At 50.0% G+C, this 20,201-nt stretch carries 14 protein-coding genes; 10 read left to right on the forward strand and 4 right to left on the reverse strand.

All coding sequences use genetic code 11. From position 1 onward, the window contains the following. Nucleotides 1-3: 3 nt before the first annotated feature. The gene (locus GOC95_RS02850; RefSeq protein ID WP_275355622.1) at nucleotides 4-2,292 is read right to left on the reverse strand and encodes a cation-translocating P-type ATPase; all 2,289 of its coding nucleotides are present in this window, start codon (nucleotides 2,290-2,292) and stop codon (nucleotides 4-6) included. Nucleotides 2,293-2,478: 186 nt separating this feature from the next. Continuing rightward, nucleotides 2,479-4,530, reverse strand: a complete 2,052-nt coding sequence (gene metG, locus GOC95_RS02855) for a methionine--tRNA ligase (protein ID WP_275355624.1) — start codon at nucleotides 4,528-4,530, stop codon at nucleotides 2,479-2,481. Between the two features lie 263 nt (nucleotides 4,531-4,793). On the opposite strand from metG, the gene GOC95_RS02860 reads away from it, so the two are divergent. The 3 genes from GOC95_RS02860 to GOC95_RS02870 all read left to right on the forward strand — a co-directional run bounded on the left by GOC95_RS02860 (nucleotide 4,794) and on the right by GOC95_RS02870 (nucleotide 9,971). Beyond that, nucleotides 4,794-5,285 (forward strand): sigma-70 family RNA polymerase sigma factor, encoded by a 492-nt coding sequence (locus tag GOC95_RS02860; protein WP_275355625.1) that lies wholly within the window; start codon nucleotides 4,794-4,796, stop codon nucleotides 5,283-5,285. A 4-nt stretch (nucleotides 5,286-5,289) separates the two neighbouring features. After that, nucleotides 5,290-6,273, forward strand: coding sequence for a FecR domain-containing protein (locus GOC95_RS02865; protein ID WP_275355626.1), 984 nt, complete (start codon nucleotides 5,290-5,292; stop codon nucleotides 6,271-6,273). Between the two features lie 101 nt (nucleotides 6,274-6,374). Beyond that, nucleotides 6,375-9,971, forward strand: coding sequence for a TonB-dependent receptor (locus tag GOC95_RS02870; RefSeq protein ID WP_275355627.1), 3,597 nt, complete (start codon nucleotides 6,375-6,377; stop codon nucleotides 9,969-9,971). 52 nt (nucleotides 9,972-10,023) lie between these two features. Here GOC95_RS02870 and GOC95_RS02875 read toward each other — a convergent pair whose 3' ends face one another. Beyond that, a complete protein-coding gene (locus GOC95_RS02875) occupies nucleotides 10,024-10,482 on the reverse strand; it encodes a fasciclin domain-containing protein (protein WP_275355628.1) in 459 nt (152 codons plus the stop codon). 279 nt (nucleotides 10,483-10,761) lie between these two features. On the opposite strand from GOC95_RS02875, the gene GOC95_RS02880 reads away from it, so the two are divergent. The 3 genes from GOC95_RS02880 to GOC95_RS02890 all read left to right on the forward strand — a co-directional run bounded on the left by GOC95_RS02880 (nucleotide 10,762) and on the right by GOC95_RS02890 (nucleotide 13,544). Continuing rightward, nucleotides 10,762-11,802, forward strand: a complete 1,041-nt coding sequence (locus GOC95_RS02880) for a glycosyltransferase family 1 protein (RefSeq protein ID WP_275355629.1) — start codon at nucleotides 10,762-10,764, stop codon at nucleotides 11,800-11,802. 67 nt (nucleotides 11,803-11,869) lie between these two features. Then, nucleotides 11,870-12,958, forward strand: coding sequence for an iron-sulfur cluster carrier protein ApbC (gene apbC, locus GOC95_RS02885; protein WP_275355630.1), 1,089 nt, complete (start codon nucleotides 11,870-11,872; stop codon nucleotides 12,956-12,958). A gap of 22 nt (nucleotides 12,959-12,980) precedes the next feature. Then, a complete protein-coding gene (locus GOC95_RS02890) occupies nucleotides 12,981-13,544 on the forward strand; it encodes a DUF1003 domain-containing protein (protein WP_275355631.1) in 564 nt (187 codons plus the stop codon). 82 nt (nucleotides 13,545-13,626) lie between these two features. On the opposite strand, the gene pgl is transcribed toward GOC95_RS02890, so the two are convergent. Next, complete coding sequence (gene pgl / locus GOC95_RS02895; RefSeq protein ID WP_275355632.1) at nucleotides 13,627-14,313, reverse strand: 6-phosphogluconolactonase; 687 nt, start codon at nucleotides 14,311-14,313, stop codon at nucleotides 13,627-13,629. 183 nt (nucleotides 14,314-14,496) lie between these two features. On the opposite strand from pgl, the gene gnd reads away from it, so the two are divergent. The 4 genes from gnd to GOC95_RS02915 all read left to right on the forward strand — a co-directional run bounded on the left by gnd (nucleotide 14,497) and on the right by GOC95_RS02915 (nucleotide 20,118). Further along, complete coding sequence (gene gnd, locus GOC95_RS02900; protein ID WP_194747997.1) at nucleotides 14,497-15,402, forward strand: phosphogluconate dehydrogenase (NAD(+)-dependent, decarboxylating); 906 nt, start codon at nucleotides 14,497-14,499, stop codon at nucleotides 15,400-15,402. 151 nt (nucleotides 15,403-15,553) lie between these two features. Then, nucleotides 15,554-17,029, forward strand: coding sequence for a glucose-6-phosphate dehydrogenase (zwf, locus tag GOC95_RS02905; RefSeq protein WP_275355634.1), 1,476 nt, complete (start codon nucleotides 15,554-15,556; stop codon nucleotides 17,027-17,029). A 170-nt stretch (nucleotides 17,030-17,199) separates the two neighbouring features. Beyond that, the gene (gene dcd, locus GOC95_RS02910; protein WP_275355635.1) at nucleotides 17,200-17,769 is read left to right on the forward strand and encodes a dCTP deaminase; all 570 of its coding nucleotides are present in this window, start codon (nucleotides 17,200-17,202) and stop codon (nucleotides 17,767-17,769) included. Nucleotides 17,770-17,871: 102 nt separating this feature from the next. Continuing rightward, entirely contained in the window at nucleotides 17,872-20,118 is a 2,247-nt protein-coding gene (locus tag GOC95_RS02915) for an arginine/lysine/ornithine decarboxylase (protein ID WP_194748003.1), read from the forward strand. The last annotated feature ends 83 nt before the right edge of the window (nucleotides 20,119-20,201 follow it).

Genomic DNA, 20,201 nt, shown 5'->3' on the forward strand with positions numbered 1-20,201 from the left:
TGCCTAACCTTTCTGCCAGGCCGACTTATCCCAGTCGGTCAATCGCAATGCATTTAACAGTACCAGTAACGAACTGGCCGCCATCCCCAACCCGGCTAACCAGGCAGGCAACAGCCCCATAATCGCCAAAGGCACACCGGCCGCGTTATACAACGCCGCCCACAACAAATTCTGTTTTACGATGAGGATGGTTTTTTTGCAGTGTGAAATGAGCGAAACCAGCACGCCGATATCATTGCCCAACACTACCATATCGGCCTGTGCCTGCGTCAAAGGGACGCCGGAACCCATTGCAATAGAAGTATGCGCTGCTGCAATGACAGGGCCGTCATTCAAACCATCACCTACCATCAACACTTTCCGCCCCTGTTGTTGCAGCTGCTTGACATGCTGCAGCTTATCTTCTGCTTTTTGTAACCCTGCTGCTCGCTGGATACCCAGTTGTGATGCAAGGTTTTTAACGGCCGCTATTCTATCACCAGATAACAGTTGAATATCAAGCCCGGATGCAATTAATTGTGAAACAGCCGCCTTGGCGTGTGGCTTCACTTGCTCAGACAACGCTAATGTCGCCAACATTTGGCCATTGCTAGCCAGATAGACCACTCGCAACGCCTCGTGTTCCGGCTTGACCGTGATCCCGCAAAATTCAGCATTGCCCAATTTTAATGGCATGGAATCACCAGACTGTGTGATCAAGGTCGCAGACATGCCACCCCCCACAATTTCTTGCCAGTCCTGCATCTCCAGCTGGTCACTCGCGTCTTGCCGGGTGGCAAATCCATGCAACGCCTGCGCCACCGGATGCAGGGAATCACGACTCATGCTGGCAATCACATCCAGCAACCACTGATGGTCTTGCCCGGCGGCCATTTCGACCGCGCTGACCTCTTGCAAACTCTCGGTCAGGGTTCCGGTTTTATCAAATACAATGGTGTCAATTTCGCTGAGGGCCTGAATCGCCTGCAGACGGCGGATCAGCACACCGCCTTTGGCAAACGTGCCCGCACTGGCCAGCATGGCCGCAGGCGTTGCCAGCGACAAGGCACAAGGGCAAGTCACTACCAGCACCGCCACTGCTGACATAATCGCTTTGGCCGGATCGGTGGTCCACCAGAAAACCAGGGCATACAGCGCGGCCAGCAGCACGCCCCACAAGAAGGGTTGCGCCACCTTATCAGCCAGCAAGGCGATGCCAGGTTTCTCGGTTGAAGCAGAGGCCATCAGGTTCACCAGCGCATGATACTGCGTACCCTCACCCACTTGCTCCACCTGCATTTCAATCGCCGAAGTCAGGTTACCCGAACCGGCAATCACAGTCGCGCCGGCAGGTTTCAACACCGGGTCCGACTCACCTGTCAGCATGGATTCATCGGCACTGGTATTGCCGACCAGCACCTTGCCGTCGGCGGCAAACACTTCGCCAGGGCGCACATATAGCACATCACCTACATTGATATTGCTGGCGGCGATTTGCACCCACTCGCCTGCTTCATTCTTCTTGAGGACCGCATGTGGCAAGCGTCGCATCATGTTTTCCAGCGCGCCTGCCGTACGGTTTCGCAGCTTCACATCCAGCCAGCGGCCAACCAGCAAAAAGCTGACAAACATGGTCAGAGAATCGTAATAGACCACATCGCCCCACCAGCCACCCGGCACAAACGTGGCCAGCGTACTCATGATAAAGGCAGCCAGTATGCCCAGTGACACCGGCACATCCATGCCTAACTGGCGTTGTTTGAGACTGTTCCAGGCCTGGGAGAGAAACGGCGTCGCAGAAAACAGCATCACAGGCAGTGTCAGCACCCAGGACGCCCACTTCATCAACTGCACCATATCAGGGGCCATGTCATTACTGCCGGTCCAATAAGTGGGATAGGCATACATCATGACCTGCATCATGCAGAAGACGGCGACCACCAGCCGCCACAGCATCTTGCGCTGCTGCACGGTTCTGTCGCTGATGTCGTTGTATTCGTTAAGCGGAAGCGCTGGGTAGCCAATCTCGTTAAGACCGGCAAACCATTGCGAGGGGGAGGTTTGATGCGCATCCCATACCACACGGACGCGCTTGGAAGCGGCACTGGCATGCACAGCCAGCACACCACGCATTTGTTTCAATGTCTGCTCAATGCGACCACTGCAGGCGGCACAATGCATGCTATCAACCCAGACATGCGAGGTCCACACCTCGTTGGCAGAAGCATCACGCTGACTAAACCGCTCCCACTCGGACTGGACATCCAGCCCCTGCCAGGGATTTGCACTGCTCACTGCTAAAGGGGTTGCCATTGGGTGATGGAGCATCCGTGAAACAATCTATAACTTTATATTATATGATTGAATATAATATAAATCAATGTGTTAGCGAACTTTTCAAGCTGTCATTAAAGCAGCAAACGATCTTCTCTTTGTTGATTTGGCGCAAACATCGCGTCCATGACAGCCCAAGAAAACCGCCTGATGCGCATGCAACCATTATTTCACACGCATCCCCGCTTGCGCACCACTGTCAGGTGAGAGGATATAAGGCCCACCACGCTCATCGCTGGCGGCCAACACCATGCCCTCACTCATGCCAAACTTCATTTTGCGTGGTGCCAGGTTAGCCACCATCACAGTCAGCCGCCCCACCAGCGTCGCCGGGTCATAAGCGGACTTGATACCGGCAAACACCTGACGCGGCTTCTCTTCGCCAATATCGAGTTGCAGCTTGAGTAACTTCTCTGCACCCTCTACGTGCTCGGCGCTGACAATTTTGGCAATCCGCAAATCCACCTTGCCAAAGTCATCAATCGAAATATACGCCCCCTCTTCTGCCGCCTTGGCTTCGACTTTCGCTTCTACCTTTACTTCAGGTTTGGCAGTCGCTGCCGCTTGCAGGCTTTCTTTATTTGCTTCGACCATGGCTTCGATTTGCTTGGCCTCCAAACGCGTCACCATATGACTATATGCCTGGATCGTTTGCGCAGCCAGACCTTGGTTCACATGTGACCACTGCAAGGCTGGCACGTTCAAGAAAGCCTCCACCGCACTGGCGATATTTGGTAACACCGGCTTCAGATAAATGGTCAACAGACGGAACATTTCCAGCGCATTACTGCAAATGGTATGCAGCTCAGCCGCCTTGCTTTCGTCTTTAGCCACCACCCACGGCGCCGCTTCGGCGACATAGCCATTCGCCGCATCGGTCAGCTTCATGATTTCACGCAAAGCACGCGCAAAATCACGCGCGGCATAGGCTTCGGCAATCACAGGCGCGGCGACGCGCATTTCATCAATCACAGCATGCTGCGCTGTAATCACTTGGTGATCGAATTTTTTGGCGATAAAGCCGGCTGTGCGGCTGGCGATATTGATATATTTACCCACCAGATCACTATTCACCCGGGCAACAAAATCTTCCAGGTTGAGATCGATATCTTCCATGCTGCCATTCAGTTTAGCGGCATAGTAGTAGCGCAAGTATTCAGGATTTTTGACATGTTCCAAGTAGCTACGCGCCGTGATAAACGTGCCACGCGACTTAGACATTTTTTCGCCATTCACTGTCAAAAAGCCATGCGCAAACACCTGCGTAGGCGTGCGGTGACCGGAATATTCCAGCGTGGCTGGCCAGAACAAGGCATGAAAATACAGGATATCCTTGCCGATAAAGTGATACAGCTCGGTCGAAGAATCCTTTTTCCAGTACTCATCAAAGTCCAAACCAGCTTTGGCACACAGATTTTTGAAGCTGGCCATGTAGCCAATTGGCGCATCCAGCCAGACATAAAAATACTTGCCCGGCGCATCCGGGATTTCAAAGCCAAAATAAGGCGCATCGCGCGAAATATCCCAGTCAGAGAGTTTGTTCTCGCCCGCTTCGCCTACCCACTCGCTCATCTTGTTGGCAGCTTCGGCTTGCAGCGTGCCAGACCGTGTCCAGTCCCGCAAAAAGTCAGCACATTCACTAAGCTTGAAGAAATAGTGTTCGGTCTCTTTGCGTACTGGCGTCGCACCAGAAACTGCAGAATAGGGATTCAGCAAATCGGTCGGGCTGTAGGTCGCACCGCACACTTCACAGTTATCGCCATACTGGTCTTTGGCATGGCACTTGGGGCACTCGCCTTTGATAAAGCGGTCCGGCAAAAACATGCTTTTCACCGGGTCAAAATATTGCTCTATGGTTTTGCTGGCGATTTTACCGTTGGCCTTGAGCGCTTTGTAAATGCCAGAGGCCAGTTCGCGGTTTTCTTGCGAGTTGGTGGAATAGTAGTTATCAAACTGCACCAAAAATTCGGCAAAGTCACTGCTGTGCTCAGCGTGGACTTTCTCAATCAACGCCTCAGGGGTAATGCCCTCTTTTTCAGCACGCAACATAATCGGCGTGCCATGCGTATCATCCGCGCAAACATAATGCACGGTATGCCCCTGCATCTTGTGAAAACGCACCCAGATATCGGTTTGAATGTATTCAACCAAATGGCCCAAATGGATACTGCCATTGGCATAAGGCAAGGCGGAGGTCACCAGAAGTTTGCGTGTCATGTCAGCCAGATCAAAATAAAACGACTATTTTAGCAAACCATGTGGCATTTCAGCGATGCCAGCGGCAGATAATGTTTGTGAGCAAACGCGCGATCAACCCCTGGTTCATTTAAACCAATATGGTTGATATAAACCACATCCTCACAACCAAAGTCACATCTTGAATTTATAAAATTCATCAAAAACAACAAGTTAGCCCATACTGACTACACGGTACAATCCTTGCCTGATGCCAAACAAGTTCACCTTACTGGCAAATTCGCATGTTATGGCATGGCATTAATCTTCATTGGGCATATAGCACGTTGCTACCCGGCATCCGTCGTAAAACGCAATGCCAGCATCATGCCAAGGATATTTTGCATGATGGCTTTCTGCGCTTTGCTCTGACCACCAGCCCCAACCGCGGGCAAGAACCGCATGCCTATCTGCGCACCATCGTACAAAATCTGCTGCTTGAGCATTACCGTAAAGAGCGTTATTTTGCCGAGTATCAGCAGCAGGCAGACTTCGAAGAACCCGTCACGATTTCCGTCGAACATCTGGCAGACATCAAACAACGGCTGGAACTGGTCACCCAAATCATTCAGGATTTACCCCCCAAATGCCGACAGGTGTTTGTCATGTACCGCATTGAAGGCCATGCGCAAAAAGAAATTGCAACGCAACTCAATATTAGCCTCAACATGGTCGAACGCCACCTGATCCGCGCTTTGCTAGACCTGCGTGCGGCGCGCGAGCAGTTTCTCAAATAAGCGCATGTCGGCCCATCAAAAAATCGCTGAGACAGCTGCCCGCTGGTTTATCCGCATGCAAGAGGCGGCACCAGACGCGCCGGAACGCCGCCAGTTTGAAGCCTGGCTCATGCAAAGCCCATTGCATCAACAAGAATACCGTAGCATCAGCGAAGCCTGGCAAGGCATAGACTCGGTCACCGAGCTGCAATCTCTGGCGCAGGCCAAACAAGCTGATGCTTTCTTCAAACAGAGCGAGCGCAAAAAATCGCGGCAGAAACTGGCAGGCACCGTGGCCAGCGTGGTCGCGGCGCTGTGCATAGGCTGGGCTGGCTTGCACCAATATCAGGTTTGGCAAAGCACGCCCACGCTACAACTCGCCGCGCAAACCACCACCGCCCAACTCAGCACACAAACGCTGGACGACGGCAGCCGTGTCACACTCAATGCCAACTCGCGTATTGAGATCAAGTACTACCGCAACCAGCGCCACATTGACCTGCTGCAAGGCGAAGCTGTGTTTGAAGTGCAACCAGACCGTGACCGCCCGTTTGTAGTAGAAACCCAGCGCCTGAAAGTCACCGTGCTGGGCACACGCTTTGCCATCAACAAACTCAAACAGCTTGAACGTGTCAGCGTCGATCACGGCAAGGTACAAGTGCTCAACAAGCAAGATCAGCAAGGCCTCATCCTGCAAAATAACCAGGTCGCTGAAATCAACCAGCACGGCCTGCAAGCTCGCCCACAAGTGAGTGCCCAGGACTACTTCCGCTTTATTAGCGGCACATTGGTATTTAATCAGGCCTCGCTGTCAGAAATCGCCGAAACCCTCTCTCGCTACCAGCCCCAACCCGTCACCAGCGATGAGCGTTCCAGCGAAAAAATCAGCGCCGTGGTCGCGATTAAAGACAGCAACAGCTTTATCGCCACCCTGCCCCGCATCGCCAATGTGAGTGTGCACCGCAGCCCAGAAGGCATTCAACTAGAAACCTACGCGCAAGCCAAATAAACTTGGCACGCATCATTACATTTTTTTGCAATCGAGATATCAGGGTTTTGACGCCCCGTGCATTAAGGCAATAACAAGCCAAAAAGTAACGGGGAAGTCAGATGCACACACCAAAAAAATTGATTCTGGGCGCAGCCATCGCCGCCTGCTTTAGCAGCCAGCCGACCTGGCTCAACCCTTTATGGGCGGCAGAGCTTAATACCAAGTTGCCGCAGTCAGAAGAAGACGTTTTGCTCTCGCAAAAAATCACCATCAACCTGCCAGCCCAACCTCTGTCAGCCTCACTCAAAGCATTGAGCGCCAAAATAGGTTTAAACATCACTTATAACGACAAGCTTGTGTCAGATAAACAAGCCCCAGCGCTGAGTGGCACCATGCGCAGCAAAGAAGCATTGCAGAAACTGCTTGCAAATACTGGCCTGGAAGCCAAGTTAAATGACAACACGCTATATATACAACGCCTCACCAAGGTTGAAGCTAAAGAGATTCAGCTAGATAAGGTAGAAGTGCGTGCCAAGCGATTTTATGAAGTTGGGCCACTACCGGGTCTCGGATTAACCAAAGAAGAAATTCCTGGCAACGTGCAAAGTATTTCCGCTAAGGAGATTAAAGAAGCACACTCTTTAAGCTTGACTGATTTGATGAACCGCAAACTTCAATCGGTCACAGTCAACGACTATCAAGGCAACCCGTTCCAGATGGATGTGCAATACCGAGGTTTTACTGCCGGTCCTCAAATCGGTACACCACAAGGTTTGAGCGTGTTTATTGATGGCATCCGTGTTAACGAGCCATTTGGAGATATTGTGAACTGGGACATGATTCCCATGAATGCTCTAGCAAGCGTAGATGTGTTCCCTGGTTCCAACCCTATCTTTGGCTTAAATACCCTGGGTGGAGCTTTTTCTCTTAAAACCAAAGACGGCTTTAATAATGCCGGCGCAGACGCCGAGATTTTGACGGGGTCATTCGGACGAAAACAGTTGCAAGTTGAGGGAGGCTGGAATAACGGTACAGCAGGGCTATTCGCAGCTGGCAATTTCTTTCTGGAGGATGGATGGCGACAAAATTCACCAAGCAAAGTAAATCAATTATTCAGTAAAGCTAGTTTCCGAGGTGACAAATTAGATTTGAACCTGAGTTCATTGCTAGTTCAGACGAATCTTGTTGGAAATGGCTTATATCCCACCGACATGTATGAGCGTGACAAGAGTGGTATTTTTACAGCCCCTGATCGTACTAAAAACAAATTAGGTCAGTTTCAATTAAGTGGAAGTTATTTTGTCAATGATGAATTCACTGTAACTGGTCAAATTTATCGCAGAAACAGTGATCGTGATCAAAAAGGAGCAGATGTATATATGGCCGACAGGGCGTTAGAGGAGTTGGATACAGGATACGCCCGTAAAATTCCACTTGATGGTGAACCTTACACTTGCTTATACAAGAGTACGAATGGGAAAGGAATGCCTGATTATTTTGTACTAACAATTGATAATCCACCAGATGAGACAGGTGGTGAATATTTTAGTGATCCATTCGTATTTAGTGGGATTACTAACGCTACTGATTTGGCAACAGCTCAACAATCTAATCAATATCTGAATGTCACTTTTAATGGTGCATTAGATCCTGAATATGAGCGAGCCTTTAAAGAGTATTTCAAAACATTCGCTAGTCCAATCAATAATTACCTAACAGATGCCAACTCCAAGTTACCGCCAGTTAATGGCCCAACTTCATCTGATTATAATGGGGACAGTACCTATGCCACTTTTTCATTAGCATCAGGGTTATTCATGGCTGGAATTCCAGACGGGCAACCTGATTATTTTGTTATACCATCAGGGAATTATTTTTACACTAATACTAAGGATTCATCAGGAAACATAATAAGTATTCACAAGAATTATGTGATTCCTTTTGCTCCAATAAATAACACCGCATGCCAGGCAGCTCAATTGGCGAATGGAAGTGATGGTTCAAACCCATCAATCATTAGACCATATATGTATCGAGATCCCGTTACAAACAACTACGTAACATTAGATGGCGCTTACGATGGTTCGGGAGGGGTCGTCTATGAAATAGATCCTAATACAGGCAAACGCTATTACACGCCAACCGCAGTCTTTACAAATAATCGTATTGAACAGACTACCAATGGTGCTTCAATACAACTTAACTGGAATCTTGAAAAACATAAATTTATGATAGGCGCTTCAATTGATGCAGCCAAGGCCAGTTATAGCAATAAACAACAATTAGGATTGCTTGATGCGAATCGAAATGCTTATTTGGCACCTGATGATATTCATCCTATGTTTACTGCTGCAGATGAAACAGTAAGTAATAATGATTTCAGTGGAATCAATACCACTAAAAGTGTTTATTTTAGTGAAACTTGGAGTCCCATTGAAACGCTGCATTTAAGTGCATCAGGTCGTTACAATCAAACCAAAATTAAAAACACTGTAGCTACAAGATATGGGACCGGTGCATTCTCAATCGGTCAGGTTCTTGGATTGCCTACCTATTGGGATATATGTACAAGCGATACAGATTGTCAAAACTATATTCAGGGATATAAACCCGCTGACCTTTCTAATCAACTGGATCCTGCAGAGACAGAGCAGTTTAGTTATTACTCATTTAATCCGTCTCTGGGGGCTACATGGCAAGCTAATCCCAATCTAAATGTTTATGTCAGCTGGGCTCAAGGCACTCGCACACCAAGTGTTATCGAATTAGGGTGTGCTCTCGATAAAACACCCGTTGGAGGAAATGGTACGTTAGTAGTACCCAAAAGTTTGGCTGAGAATCGAGAATGTAGTTTACCTACTACACTGTCGGGCGATCCATTTTTGCCTCAAATACGTGCGACTACTTATGATATAGGTATGCGCGGAAGTGTTTGGGGAGAGTGGCAATGGAATCTGGGTGCTTATCAAACTGATTTAAAAAATGACATCTACTTTGTATCTGTAGGTAATGGTCAAGGTTTTTTTGACACAGTCGGTAGTACCCGCAGACGAGGAATTGAGTCTGGTATATCTGGAACAATTGGAAAAGCTAGGTTGAGTTTGAACTATGCAATGACTCAAGCCACATTCGAAGACAAATTCAATATGTTCAGTCTTGATAATAGCAGTGCAGGTACTGTTGCAGGTCTTGGGAATGGCGTTATTCAAGTCGAGCCCGGCGATAAAATGCCTGGTGTATCCTTGCACAATCTAAATGCCAGTTTGAATTACGACGTCACTGACAAATGGACTGTGGGTTTAAGTGCAGTTGCACATTCTGAAAGTTACTTACGAGGCAATGAAAATAATGATCATCAGCAAGGCGTAGCCAGTGTTAGGCAATTTCCTTTAGGTAATGGAGGTGTTGGTACAGTCACAAGGCAACCCGCGACCAATCCTGGAAAAATACCTGGCTATGCAACATTCAATTTTCAAACTAGCTATAAGCTTAGTAAAGAATGGACTGCAAACATGATCGTCAGCAATCTATTTGATAAGGAATACTTCAGTGCTGGTCGATTAGGTGTAAATCCATTTTCTCCAAGTATTAACGGTAGTATTGGTGTCAGTGGCTATAACCATAACTCAAGCGATTGGTTAAGTACTAACTTCATAGCTCCCGGCGCACCTCGCGGCATTTGGTTTAGCCTGAACTGGCACTTCGTGCCCGATTAGTAAAACGCCTCGGCAAGCGAGGCGTTTCTTGAGTAAATACTGGGCCCTTGAGTTAACCCTTTGGAATAAGCACCGCGCTCATGGTATGGATCACACCGTTATCAGCATTGATTTCATCTCCTACCACTTTGACATTATCCACTTTTACGCCATCGCCCACTGAGAGTTTCAAATCTGCCCCCTCCAGGGATTTGACTTTTCCGGCACTCACATCCGCCTGGGTAATTTTTCCGGGGTAAATATGGTAGCTGAGTACTTTTTTCAGCTCAGTGGGATTGGCCATCAAGGCTTTGAGTTTAGCTTTTGGCAGCTTGGCAAAAGCCGCATCATTAGGGGCAAACAGGGTAATCGGGCCTTTATCGTTTAAGGTACTTTCCAGACCGGCAGTTTTGACCGCTTGTAAAAAGGTTTTGAAGTTGCCTTCCTGATCCGCGGTTTGCAGCAGGGTATCTGCATTGGCGTGATGGGTATAGCTGATGGCTAACAAGGTGAGTGCAAGTAGTTTGTTCATGCGTGTTCTCCAGAATTATTGTTTAACTGAAACTAAAGCGTGTATTACCGAGACTTTTAGCGGCTTGCGTGCTGCTGTCGTCGATGTGCTTACCTTAGCAAGCCAGCCTTACGCTTAACTTACCGGGGCATGGTCAAAACTTACAGCGAGCTGAACACCCGTGAAGCATGTGCGCAGGGATGATCAGTTGGGCAATGGTTATCGCAGCTTTAAAGCGAGATGTTCATAAACTCGTCATGCTGGCTTGGCAAGATCATGGCACCTTGTTGCGGAGCTTGCATGATGACGATGTTGATTGTGACGGACACTTTTCAGCAAACCAATGGTGTCTCTACGACCTACAAAAACCTGCGGCGGGTGGCCAAATCACGCAACTTGCGTTTTCGTGTTTTGCACCCTAGCCTGTATCGCTGGATACCGTTGCCGTTTTATCCTGAAATCCAGCTCAATATCCAACCCTTGCGCTTGTGGCGCACACTCAACCGCATCCAGCCTAAACAATTGCATATTGCCACCGAGGGCGTCATGGGCCTGGTGGCGCGCCACTGGTGCAAATCGCGCGGGATTGCGTTTACGACCTCCTATCACACGCGCTTTCCTGAATATCTCGAATTAATGTGGCGGATCCCCGCACGCTGGACTTATGCTTATTTACGCTGGTTTCACCAAGGTGCACATGCCACCTTTGTCACCACCGAAAGTATGCGCCAGACCTTGCAGACGCATGGATTCAAGCACTTGGTGATTTGGTCGCGGGGCGTCTCAGAACAGTTATTGAGCGTTGCGCAGCCACAAGCAGCCGGGCAAAAATTGCGCGTGTTGAACGTCGGCCGGGTGAGCCGTGAAAAAAACCTGGATGCGCTATGTGAGCATCAGGATACGTTTGACATCACCATCGCTGGCGATGGTCCTTATTTAAGCCAGCTTAAGCAAAAATACCCGCGCGTCAATTTTGTCGGCTATCAATATGGCAAGGCGCTGGCGGCGTTGTATGCACAGCATGATGTGTTTGCCTTCCCCTCCCGCACCGATACATTTGGCATTGTGATGATAGAGGCCATGTGCAACGGCCTGCCCGTGGCAGCATTTGATGTGACGGGGCCCAGAGATGTGATCAAGCATGGTTTTTCAGGCATGTTGGCCGAGGATCTTGCTCAAGCTATTGTGCAGTGTTCATCGCTGGATAAGGCGGCGATACGCGAGCAGGCCCGCAGCCAGTGGAGCTGGGCGCATTGCTTTGAGACGTTTCAAAAACACTATCCTGACCATAGCCCCTGTGCGCGCTCACAGCCCGCCACGACCAACGCAGAGATTGCATGACGAATCAGGGGGGATGGAGTAGAATTCCTGATTTAATTAGTCAGGCATTTCTGCGGGAATTCAAGGCATGGCCATCAGCGATATTGTGATTCAAAGCACGCTCAAACTGAGCATAGACCCCAATACTGGCAAGGACTTTGTCAGCAGCAAATCAATCAAAAATATACAAGTCAATGGCAATGATGTCAGCCTGGATGTGGTGCTAGGCTACCCTGCAGCGACACAACTGGACCTGATACGTGCACAAATTACCGAGGCATTAAAAAGCATTGCCGACATTGGCAAAATCACCGTCAATGTTGGCAGCCGCATTGTGGCGCATAGCGTGCAACGCGGCGTCAACTTGCTGCCTAACGTGAAAAACGTGATTGCCGTGGCGTCTGGTAAAGGCGGCGTGGGCAAATCCACAACGTCAGTCAACCTGGCACTGGCATTAGCTGCTGAAGGCGCCACCGTTGGCTTGCTCGATGCGGATATTTACGGGCCTAGCCAGCCACAGATGCTAGGTATTTCCGGCCGCCCGGATAGCGCCGATGGCAAGAGCATAGAACCGATGCGTGCGCATGGCATCCAGGCCATGAGCATCGGCTTTCTGGTCGATACCGACACACCCATGGTGTGGCGCGGCCCGATGGTGACCGGCGCTCTGGAGCAATTGCTGCGCGATACACGCTGGCAGGATCTGGATTATTTGGTGATTGACCTGCCCCCTGGTACCGGGGACATCCAGCTGACTCTGGCACAAAAAATTCCGGTCACCGGCGCGATTATCGTCACCACCCCGCAAGACATCGCCCTGCTCGACGCGCGCAAGGGCCTGAAAATGTTCGAAAAAGTCGGCATCCCGATTTTAGGCATTGTAGAGAACATGAGTACGCATATCTGCTCCAACTGCGGCCATGAAGAGCATATTTTTGGCGCAGGCGGCGGCGCCTTGATGGCTAAAGACTACAACGTGGAGTTGCTCGGCAGTTTGCCGCTGGATATCAATATCCGCATGCAGGCAGACGGTGGCCAGCCTACCGTAGTCGCCATGCCGGATGGCGCCATTGCAAAAACGTATAAAGAAATTGCACGCAAAGCAGCAAGCAAAATCGCCATTGCCAGCCTGGACCATAGCGCCAAGTTCCCCAACATCGTCATTCAAAATACATAATCAATCAAGCCGACAGACTGCAATGACCGCCAGTGAACATGAGATTGCAGAAACGCTGATCGGCAAGGATTATGACGCCATGGACGCGCACACCCAGCGCGTCGCCCGGCACCTGACCGAGCGCAGGCATGTGTCACGCAATACGGCAGATGAGAGTGACGGTAGCATGACCACCGCTCAACGGGCCGCCGATGCCGTGGCTCGTTTTGGCGGCTCCTGGACGTTTATTTTTGTGTTTGCCCTGGTGCTGATCGCCTGGGTCGTGCTGAACTCGGTCATTTTGCTCAAATATGACCGTGCGTTTGACCCCTATCCTTATATTCTGCTCAATCTGTTTTTGTCTATGCTGGCCTCGATACAAGCCCCCATCATCCTGATGTCACAGAACCGGCAAGCAGAAATAGACCGCAAACATGCAGAGCATGACTATGAAGTGAATTTGAAAGCTGAACTGGAAATTTTGCTGCTGCATGAAAAAATGGATGGTTTGCGCGAGCAACAATGGCAGGAACTTATAGACTTGCAGCAACAGCAGATTGCCTTGCTCGAGCAGTTACTGGCCGAGCAAAATAAAAAACCATCTTAGCGACAGAACACACAGGGTGATAAATAAAGGGCCACAAAGCGTTCTCTGCGTGGCCTTTATGTTCTCGGGAGCTTAAAACGATTTAGCTCAAAACCACACCAAAGCAATAGACATCCACGCCATTCGGTGACTGGATTAATGTCGCCGGAATCGCTACACCCTGACGCCAGTTGTCGACCGCCTCCTGCTTGCCCGCGCCCGTCACCAGGAACATGACCTCATGCGTATCGTTCAGACGCTTTTGGCTAATCGTAATACGATCCGCGGGCGGTTTGGGCGAGTTAAACACTGGCACGGCATCGGCACTGTTATCAACCGCCTGGCCTGGGAATAAACTAGCAGTATGCCCATCTTCACCCAGCCCCAAAATCACCAGATCAAAGGTGCGCACGCCTTTAAGGATCTCGCTATAAGCCAGCGCGCCAGCCACATTGCCAAGCTCGGCCGGAATATCATGAATCTGACTTTCAGGAATCGCCACATGGCTTAACCAGGCATCGCGGGCCATTTTGCTGTTGCGCTCCACATGATCGACTGGCAAACAACGGTCATCATTATGATAGACATGCCATTTTGACCAGTCGACATCAGCTTTTGCCAACAACTGATATACCGCCTTGGGTGTACTGCCGCCTGCCAGTACAATCAGAAAACTGCCATGCTTGGCAATGGCGGCGTCAGCAGCCGCCAGAATTCTGTTAAGTGCTGCCTGGTTGATTTCTTCCTGGGATTGAAACGTGTGCCAACGGGTTTGAGCATTCAAAGACATAGAAAACCTGTAAAAAACAATACAAAAAAGCTTGCGCAGCCTTTTAGACCGTGACTGCATTTGTTATAATTATAGCTGACTCGACATGATAATTCTGCAAAATTATCCGAAGCACTGATCGGGTTCATGCCATCCAAAAGATGGGTGTCTCTTAAACTATCCTCACACCATAGGAAAATCCGAATGAAATTAGCAATGATTGGCTTGGGCAAAATGGGCGGTAACATGGCTGCTCGCTTGCTGCGTCACAAAATTAACGTGGTTGGTTTTGACTTTAACACCGAATTCGTTAACAGACTGGTTAAAGAAGAAGGCCTGGAAGCAGCGACCTCCGTTGCGGATGCAGTTAGCAAACTCGAAGGCCAAAAAATTGTTTGGTTGATGTTGCCCGCTGGCGAAATCACCGAAAATCAAATCAAAGATTTGATCCCAATGCTGAACAAAGGCGATATCATCGTCGATGGCGGCAACTCAAACTACAAACATAGTCAGCGCCGTGGCGCAATGTTGGCCGAACATGGTATCGGCTTTATCGACTGTGGTACTTCCGGCGGCGTTTGGGGCCTGGATAACGGCTACTGCCTGATGTACGGCGGTGAAAAACAATATGCTGATGTATTGGCTCCATATGCACAGGCATTGACCCACGCGGATCGCGGCTGGGCACACGTTGGTCCTGTTGGTTCTGGTCACTTCACCAAAATGATCCACAACGGGATCGAATACGGCATGATGCAAGCCTTTGCTGAAGGTTTGGACCTGATCAAAGGTAAAGAAGAGTTCAACCTGGACTTGGCACAAATCACTGAACTGTGGCGTCATGGTTCCGTGGTGCGCAGCTGGTTGCTCGACTTGACGGCTGAAGCACTCAAACAAGACCAAAGCCTGCAAGAAATTGCACCATACGTTGCTGACTCCGGTGAAGGCCGCTGGACCGTGGTTGAAGCGGTTGAGCAAGGTGTGGCAGCGCCAGTGTTGACCACTGCATTGCAAGCACGTTTCAGAAGCCAAGACTCAGAAGGCTATAGCTACAAGCTGCTGTCACTGATGCGTAATGCATTCGGTGGCCACTCAGTGAAAACCAAGTAAGTGATATAAGCCTCTCATCATGAGAGGCTTTTGCTTATTTGTTCATAGCCACATGCTGACACGACTAAGTTTAAGAACTTATTAGCGCTAGTCATAAACATATGGGAAAGGCCTGCCCTTTCCCGTTTACATTTTTATCTTAAGGTTAGAAATGACGAATAAAATTGATCCATGCACCCTGGTATTATTTGGCGCGAGTGGCAACCTTGCCCGCGTAAAATTGTATCCTGGTTTGTTCAGGCTAGACCTGCTGGGCCGCCTGCCTGATGACATGAAAATTATCGGCGTTGGCCGTCAAGTGGTTGATCTGGATGCCTGGCGTGCAGACATCAAATCCATGCTGGATACCAAATTCAAAAAAGGGTATGACCAGAAAGTCTTCGAGCGCTTTATCGCCCGTAACTTCTACCATGCCAACCCACCGACTGACCCAGACGCGTTCAACAAACTGAAAGCCACGCTGAGCGACGAAAAAGTATTTCCGCAGAACCTGGCTTACTTCCTCTCAGTACGTCCGGTAGACTTTGCACCAGTCGTTGAATCACTGGCCAATGTAGGCCTGACTCAGGAAGACAAATACTGGCGCCGCGTGGTGATCGAAAAACCATTCGGTACCGATCTGCCATCTGCCAAAGAACTGCAGGCTGCCATCACCAAGCACCTGAAAGAAAGCCAGATTTACCGTATCGACCACTACCTGGGAAAATCCGCGCTGCAAAACATCTTGCTGCAACGCTTTACCAATACCGTGTTAGAGCCGATCTGGAACAACCAGTACATTGACCACGTGCAAATCACCAACACCGAAATGCTGGGTGTAGGCGACCGTACGCAGTTCTACGACAGCACAGGTGCTCTGCGCGACATGTTGCAAAGCCATATTCTGCAAACCTTGGCACTGACAGCCATGGAGCTGCCAAAAGACCTGTCACCGGAAGGCGTGCGCGACGCTAAAATCAAGTTGCTGGAGCAGATTCGCCCTATCCCAGTCAACGAACTGGAAAAGCATGCTTTCCGCGCGCAATACAGTGCCGGTGAAATCAATGGCGAAAAAGTGCCAGGCTACCTCGAAGAACTGGGCAACAATGACAGCGTAGTAGAAACCTATGCTGCCTTGAAACTGTTTATTGATAACCCACGCTGGAAAGGGGTGCCTTTCTACATCCGCACCGCCAAGCGCCTGCACGAAGCCGATACGCGTATTGCTATCCGCTTCAAAAAAGCGCCATTGCAAATCAATGACCAGGACCAAAACTGGCTCATCATCGGCATCCAGCCACGTGAGTGCATCAAGCTCGAGATCCAGTCCAAGATTCCTGGCTTGGATGTACAAACTCGTACCATCCAGCTGGATGCAGCCAACCGTTGGGACGCAGACGACTCCGTAGATGCTTACGAGGCCTTGCTGCTGAACCTGATGCAAGGTGACAACTCCAACTACCTGCATATTTCTGAAGCCGAAGCACAATGGCGCCTGGTGGATCCAGTGGTGAAAGCCTGGGCTGAAGACAAGCGCCCGGTCCATCAGTACCCTGCTGGCAGCCGCGATCCTGAAGCGTCCAAAGTAATTTTTGAAGCGGAAGATCAGTTCTGGCGTTACAGCATTGAATTAGGCGGCGATAAGTAAACCTTGGGGGGCTCACGCCTCCTCGGTAGATTAATTCGCCTCAAAGCCAAAAAAATTTGCAAATTTAACTCTAATTGTTGTTATTATTTGCACTCACTAAAAGCGGAGTTTAAACTCCGCTTTTTTCTCTTTATTGCATGCGTTGATGACGCAAATGACTGGATATCGTAATGAGCATTAAGTCTGATAAATGGATACGCAGGATGGCTGAACAACACGGCATGATCGAGCCGTTCGAGCCCACGCTGGTCCGCGAGGTGAATGGTCAAAAAATCGTGTCTTACGGCACCTCCTCTTACGGCTACGATATCCGTTGTGCGGATGAATTCCGCGTGTTCACCAACATCAATAGCACTATTGTCGACCCCAAGGCATTTGACCCGCAGTCTTTTGTCGAGGTCTCAGGCAAAGGCTATTGCGTCATTCCTCCCAACTCGTTTGCACTGGCACGTACGGTCGAATATTTCCGCATCCCGCGTTCCGTGTTAACGATTTGCCTGGGCAAGTCCACTTACGCGCGCTGCGGCATTATTGTCAATGTGACACCGTTTGAACCTGAGTGGGAAGGCTATGTGACGCTGGAGTTTAGTAACACGACGCCGTTGCCAGCCAAGATTTATGCAGGTGAAGGCTGTGCACAAGTGCTGTTCCTGGAGTCTGATGAAGTCTGTGAAACCAGTTATAAAGACCGTGGTGGCAAATACCAAGGTCAAATTGGTGTCACATTACCAAAGATATAATCACACTCTTGAACACAATCAGAACATTTCACCACAGAGGCACAGGGTTAAGCGCTGACTTTCCCTGTGCCTCTGTGTCTTAAGCGGTAAAAGGATTCCTTTATGAAATTTAGATTTCCCATTGTGATTATTGACGAAGATTTTCGCTCGGAAAACTCGTCTGGCCTGGGCATCCGGGTGTTGGCCAAAGCGATCGAAGATGAAGGTCTGGAGGTGCTTGGTGTGACCAGCTACGGCGACCTCACCTCTTTCGCGCAGCAGCAAAGCCGTGCCTCGGCGTTTATCCTGTCAATTGACGATGAGGAAATCGTTGAAGAGAAACCAGAAGCCATCGAGCAACTGCGTAATTTTGTACAGGAGATCCGTTACCGTAACGAAGAGATTCCGATCTTTTTGCATGGCGAGACCCGCACCAGCCGCCACATTCCAAACGATGTGCTGCGTGAGTTGCATGGCTTTATCCATATGAACGAGGATACGCCAGAGTTTGTGGCACGCCTGATTATCCGCGAAGCCAAGGCCTACCTGGACAGCCTGCCACCGCCCTTCTTCAAGGCGCTGACGCATTACGCGGCTGATGGTTCCTACTCCTGGCACTGCCCCGGTCACTCCGGCGGCGTCGCGTTTCTGAAATCCCCGGTCGGCCAGATGTTCCACCAGTTTTTTGGCGAGAACATGCTACGTGCAGACGTCTGTAACGCTGTTGATGAGCTCGGCCAATTGCTGGATCATACCGGCCCGGTGGCCGCCTCTGAGCGTAACGCTGCACGCATTTACAACTGCGATCACCTCTATTTTGTCACTAACGGCACCTCGACCTCGAACAAGATCGTCTGGAACTCCACCGTCGCGCCTGGTGACATCGTGGTGGTTGACCGTAACTGCCATAAATCCGTATTGCACTCCATCATCATGACCGGGGCGGTGCCGGTATTCCTGATGCCAACGCGTAACCACTTTGGCATTATCGGCCCGATTCCGAAAAGCGAGTTTGCCTGGGAAAATATCCAGAAGAAAATCGAACGCAACCCGTTTGCCACCGACAAAAACGCCAAGCCACGCGTACTGACCATCACGCAATCCACCTATGACGGCGTGCTGTACAACGTTGAAGAAATCAAGGAAATGCTGGATGGCAAGATCGACACCCTGCACTTTGATGAAGCCTGGTTGCCGCACGCGACCTTCCATGACTTTTATGGCGATTACCATGCCATTGGCGCAGACCGCCCACGCTGTAAAGAATCCATGGTGTTCTCCACCCAGTCCACGCATAAACTGCTGGCTGGCCTAAGCCAGGCCTCGCAAATTCTGGTACAGGATGCTGACCAGAACCGCCTGGACCGCGATGTGTTCAACGAAGCTTATCTGATGCACACCTCTACCAGCCCGCAATACTCGATTATTGCCAGCTGCGACGTGGCTGCCGCCATGATGGAAGCCCCTGGCGGCACCGCTTTGGTAGAAGAATCGCTCAAAGAAGCGTTGGACTTCCGCCGTGCCATGCGCAAGGTAGATGAGGAATGGGGCACCGACTGGTGGTTTAAAGTCTGGGGCCCGACCGATTTGTCAGAAGACGGCCTGGAAGAACGAGACGCCTGGATGCTGAAAGCCAACGAGCGCTGGCACGGCTTTGGCAACCTGGCCGAAGGCTTTAACATGCTGGACCCGATCAAAGCCACCATCATCACCCCCGGGCTGGATGTAGATGGTGAATTCTCAGAAGAATTCGGCATCCCGGCAGCGATTGTGACCAAGTACCTGGCTGAACACGGCGTGATCGTTGAGAAAACCGGTCTCTACTCGTTCTTTATCATGTTTACCATCGGCATTACCAAAGGCCGCTGGAACACCATGGTCGCCGCGTTACAACAGTTTAAAGACGACTATGACAAAAACCAGCCATTATGGAAAGTGCTGCCGGAATTTGTGCAGAAGCATCCACGCTATGAACGTGTCGGCCTCAAAGATTTGTGTACACAAATTCATGAAGTCTACAAAGCCAATGACGTCGCCCGCCTGACTACAGAAATGTACCTGTCTGACATGGTTCCAGCCATGAAACCGACGGACGCCTTCTCAAAAATGGCCCACCGCAAAATTGAGCGCGTGGCCATTGATGAACTCGAAGGCCGCGTGACTGCTGTGCTCTTAACCCCCTACCCGCCAGGTATTCCACTGCTGATTCCAGGTGAACGCTTTAACAAGGTCATTGTGAACTACCTCAAATTTGCACGCGAATTCAACGAGAAATTCCCGGGCTTTGAGACCGATAACCATGGCCTGGTGAAGCAAGTCGTGGATGGTAAAGCCGTGTATTACGTGGATTGTGTGCAGCAGGAAGATTAGCTCTTTAGCTTCACTCAGCTGCTTTTTACTGAGCTTTCTTTTTTGTGAGCTTCAGCAAAGGCAACTTAATGGTTGCGTTTGGT

Source organism: Methylophilus sp. YYY-1 (genome assembly GCF_029132825.1).
GTDB lineage: Bacteria > Pseudomonadota > Gammaproteobacteria > Burkholderiales > Methylophilaceae > Methylophilus > Methylophilus glucosoxydans.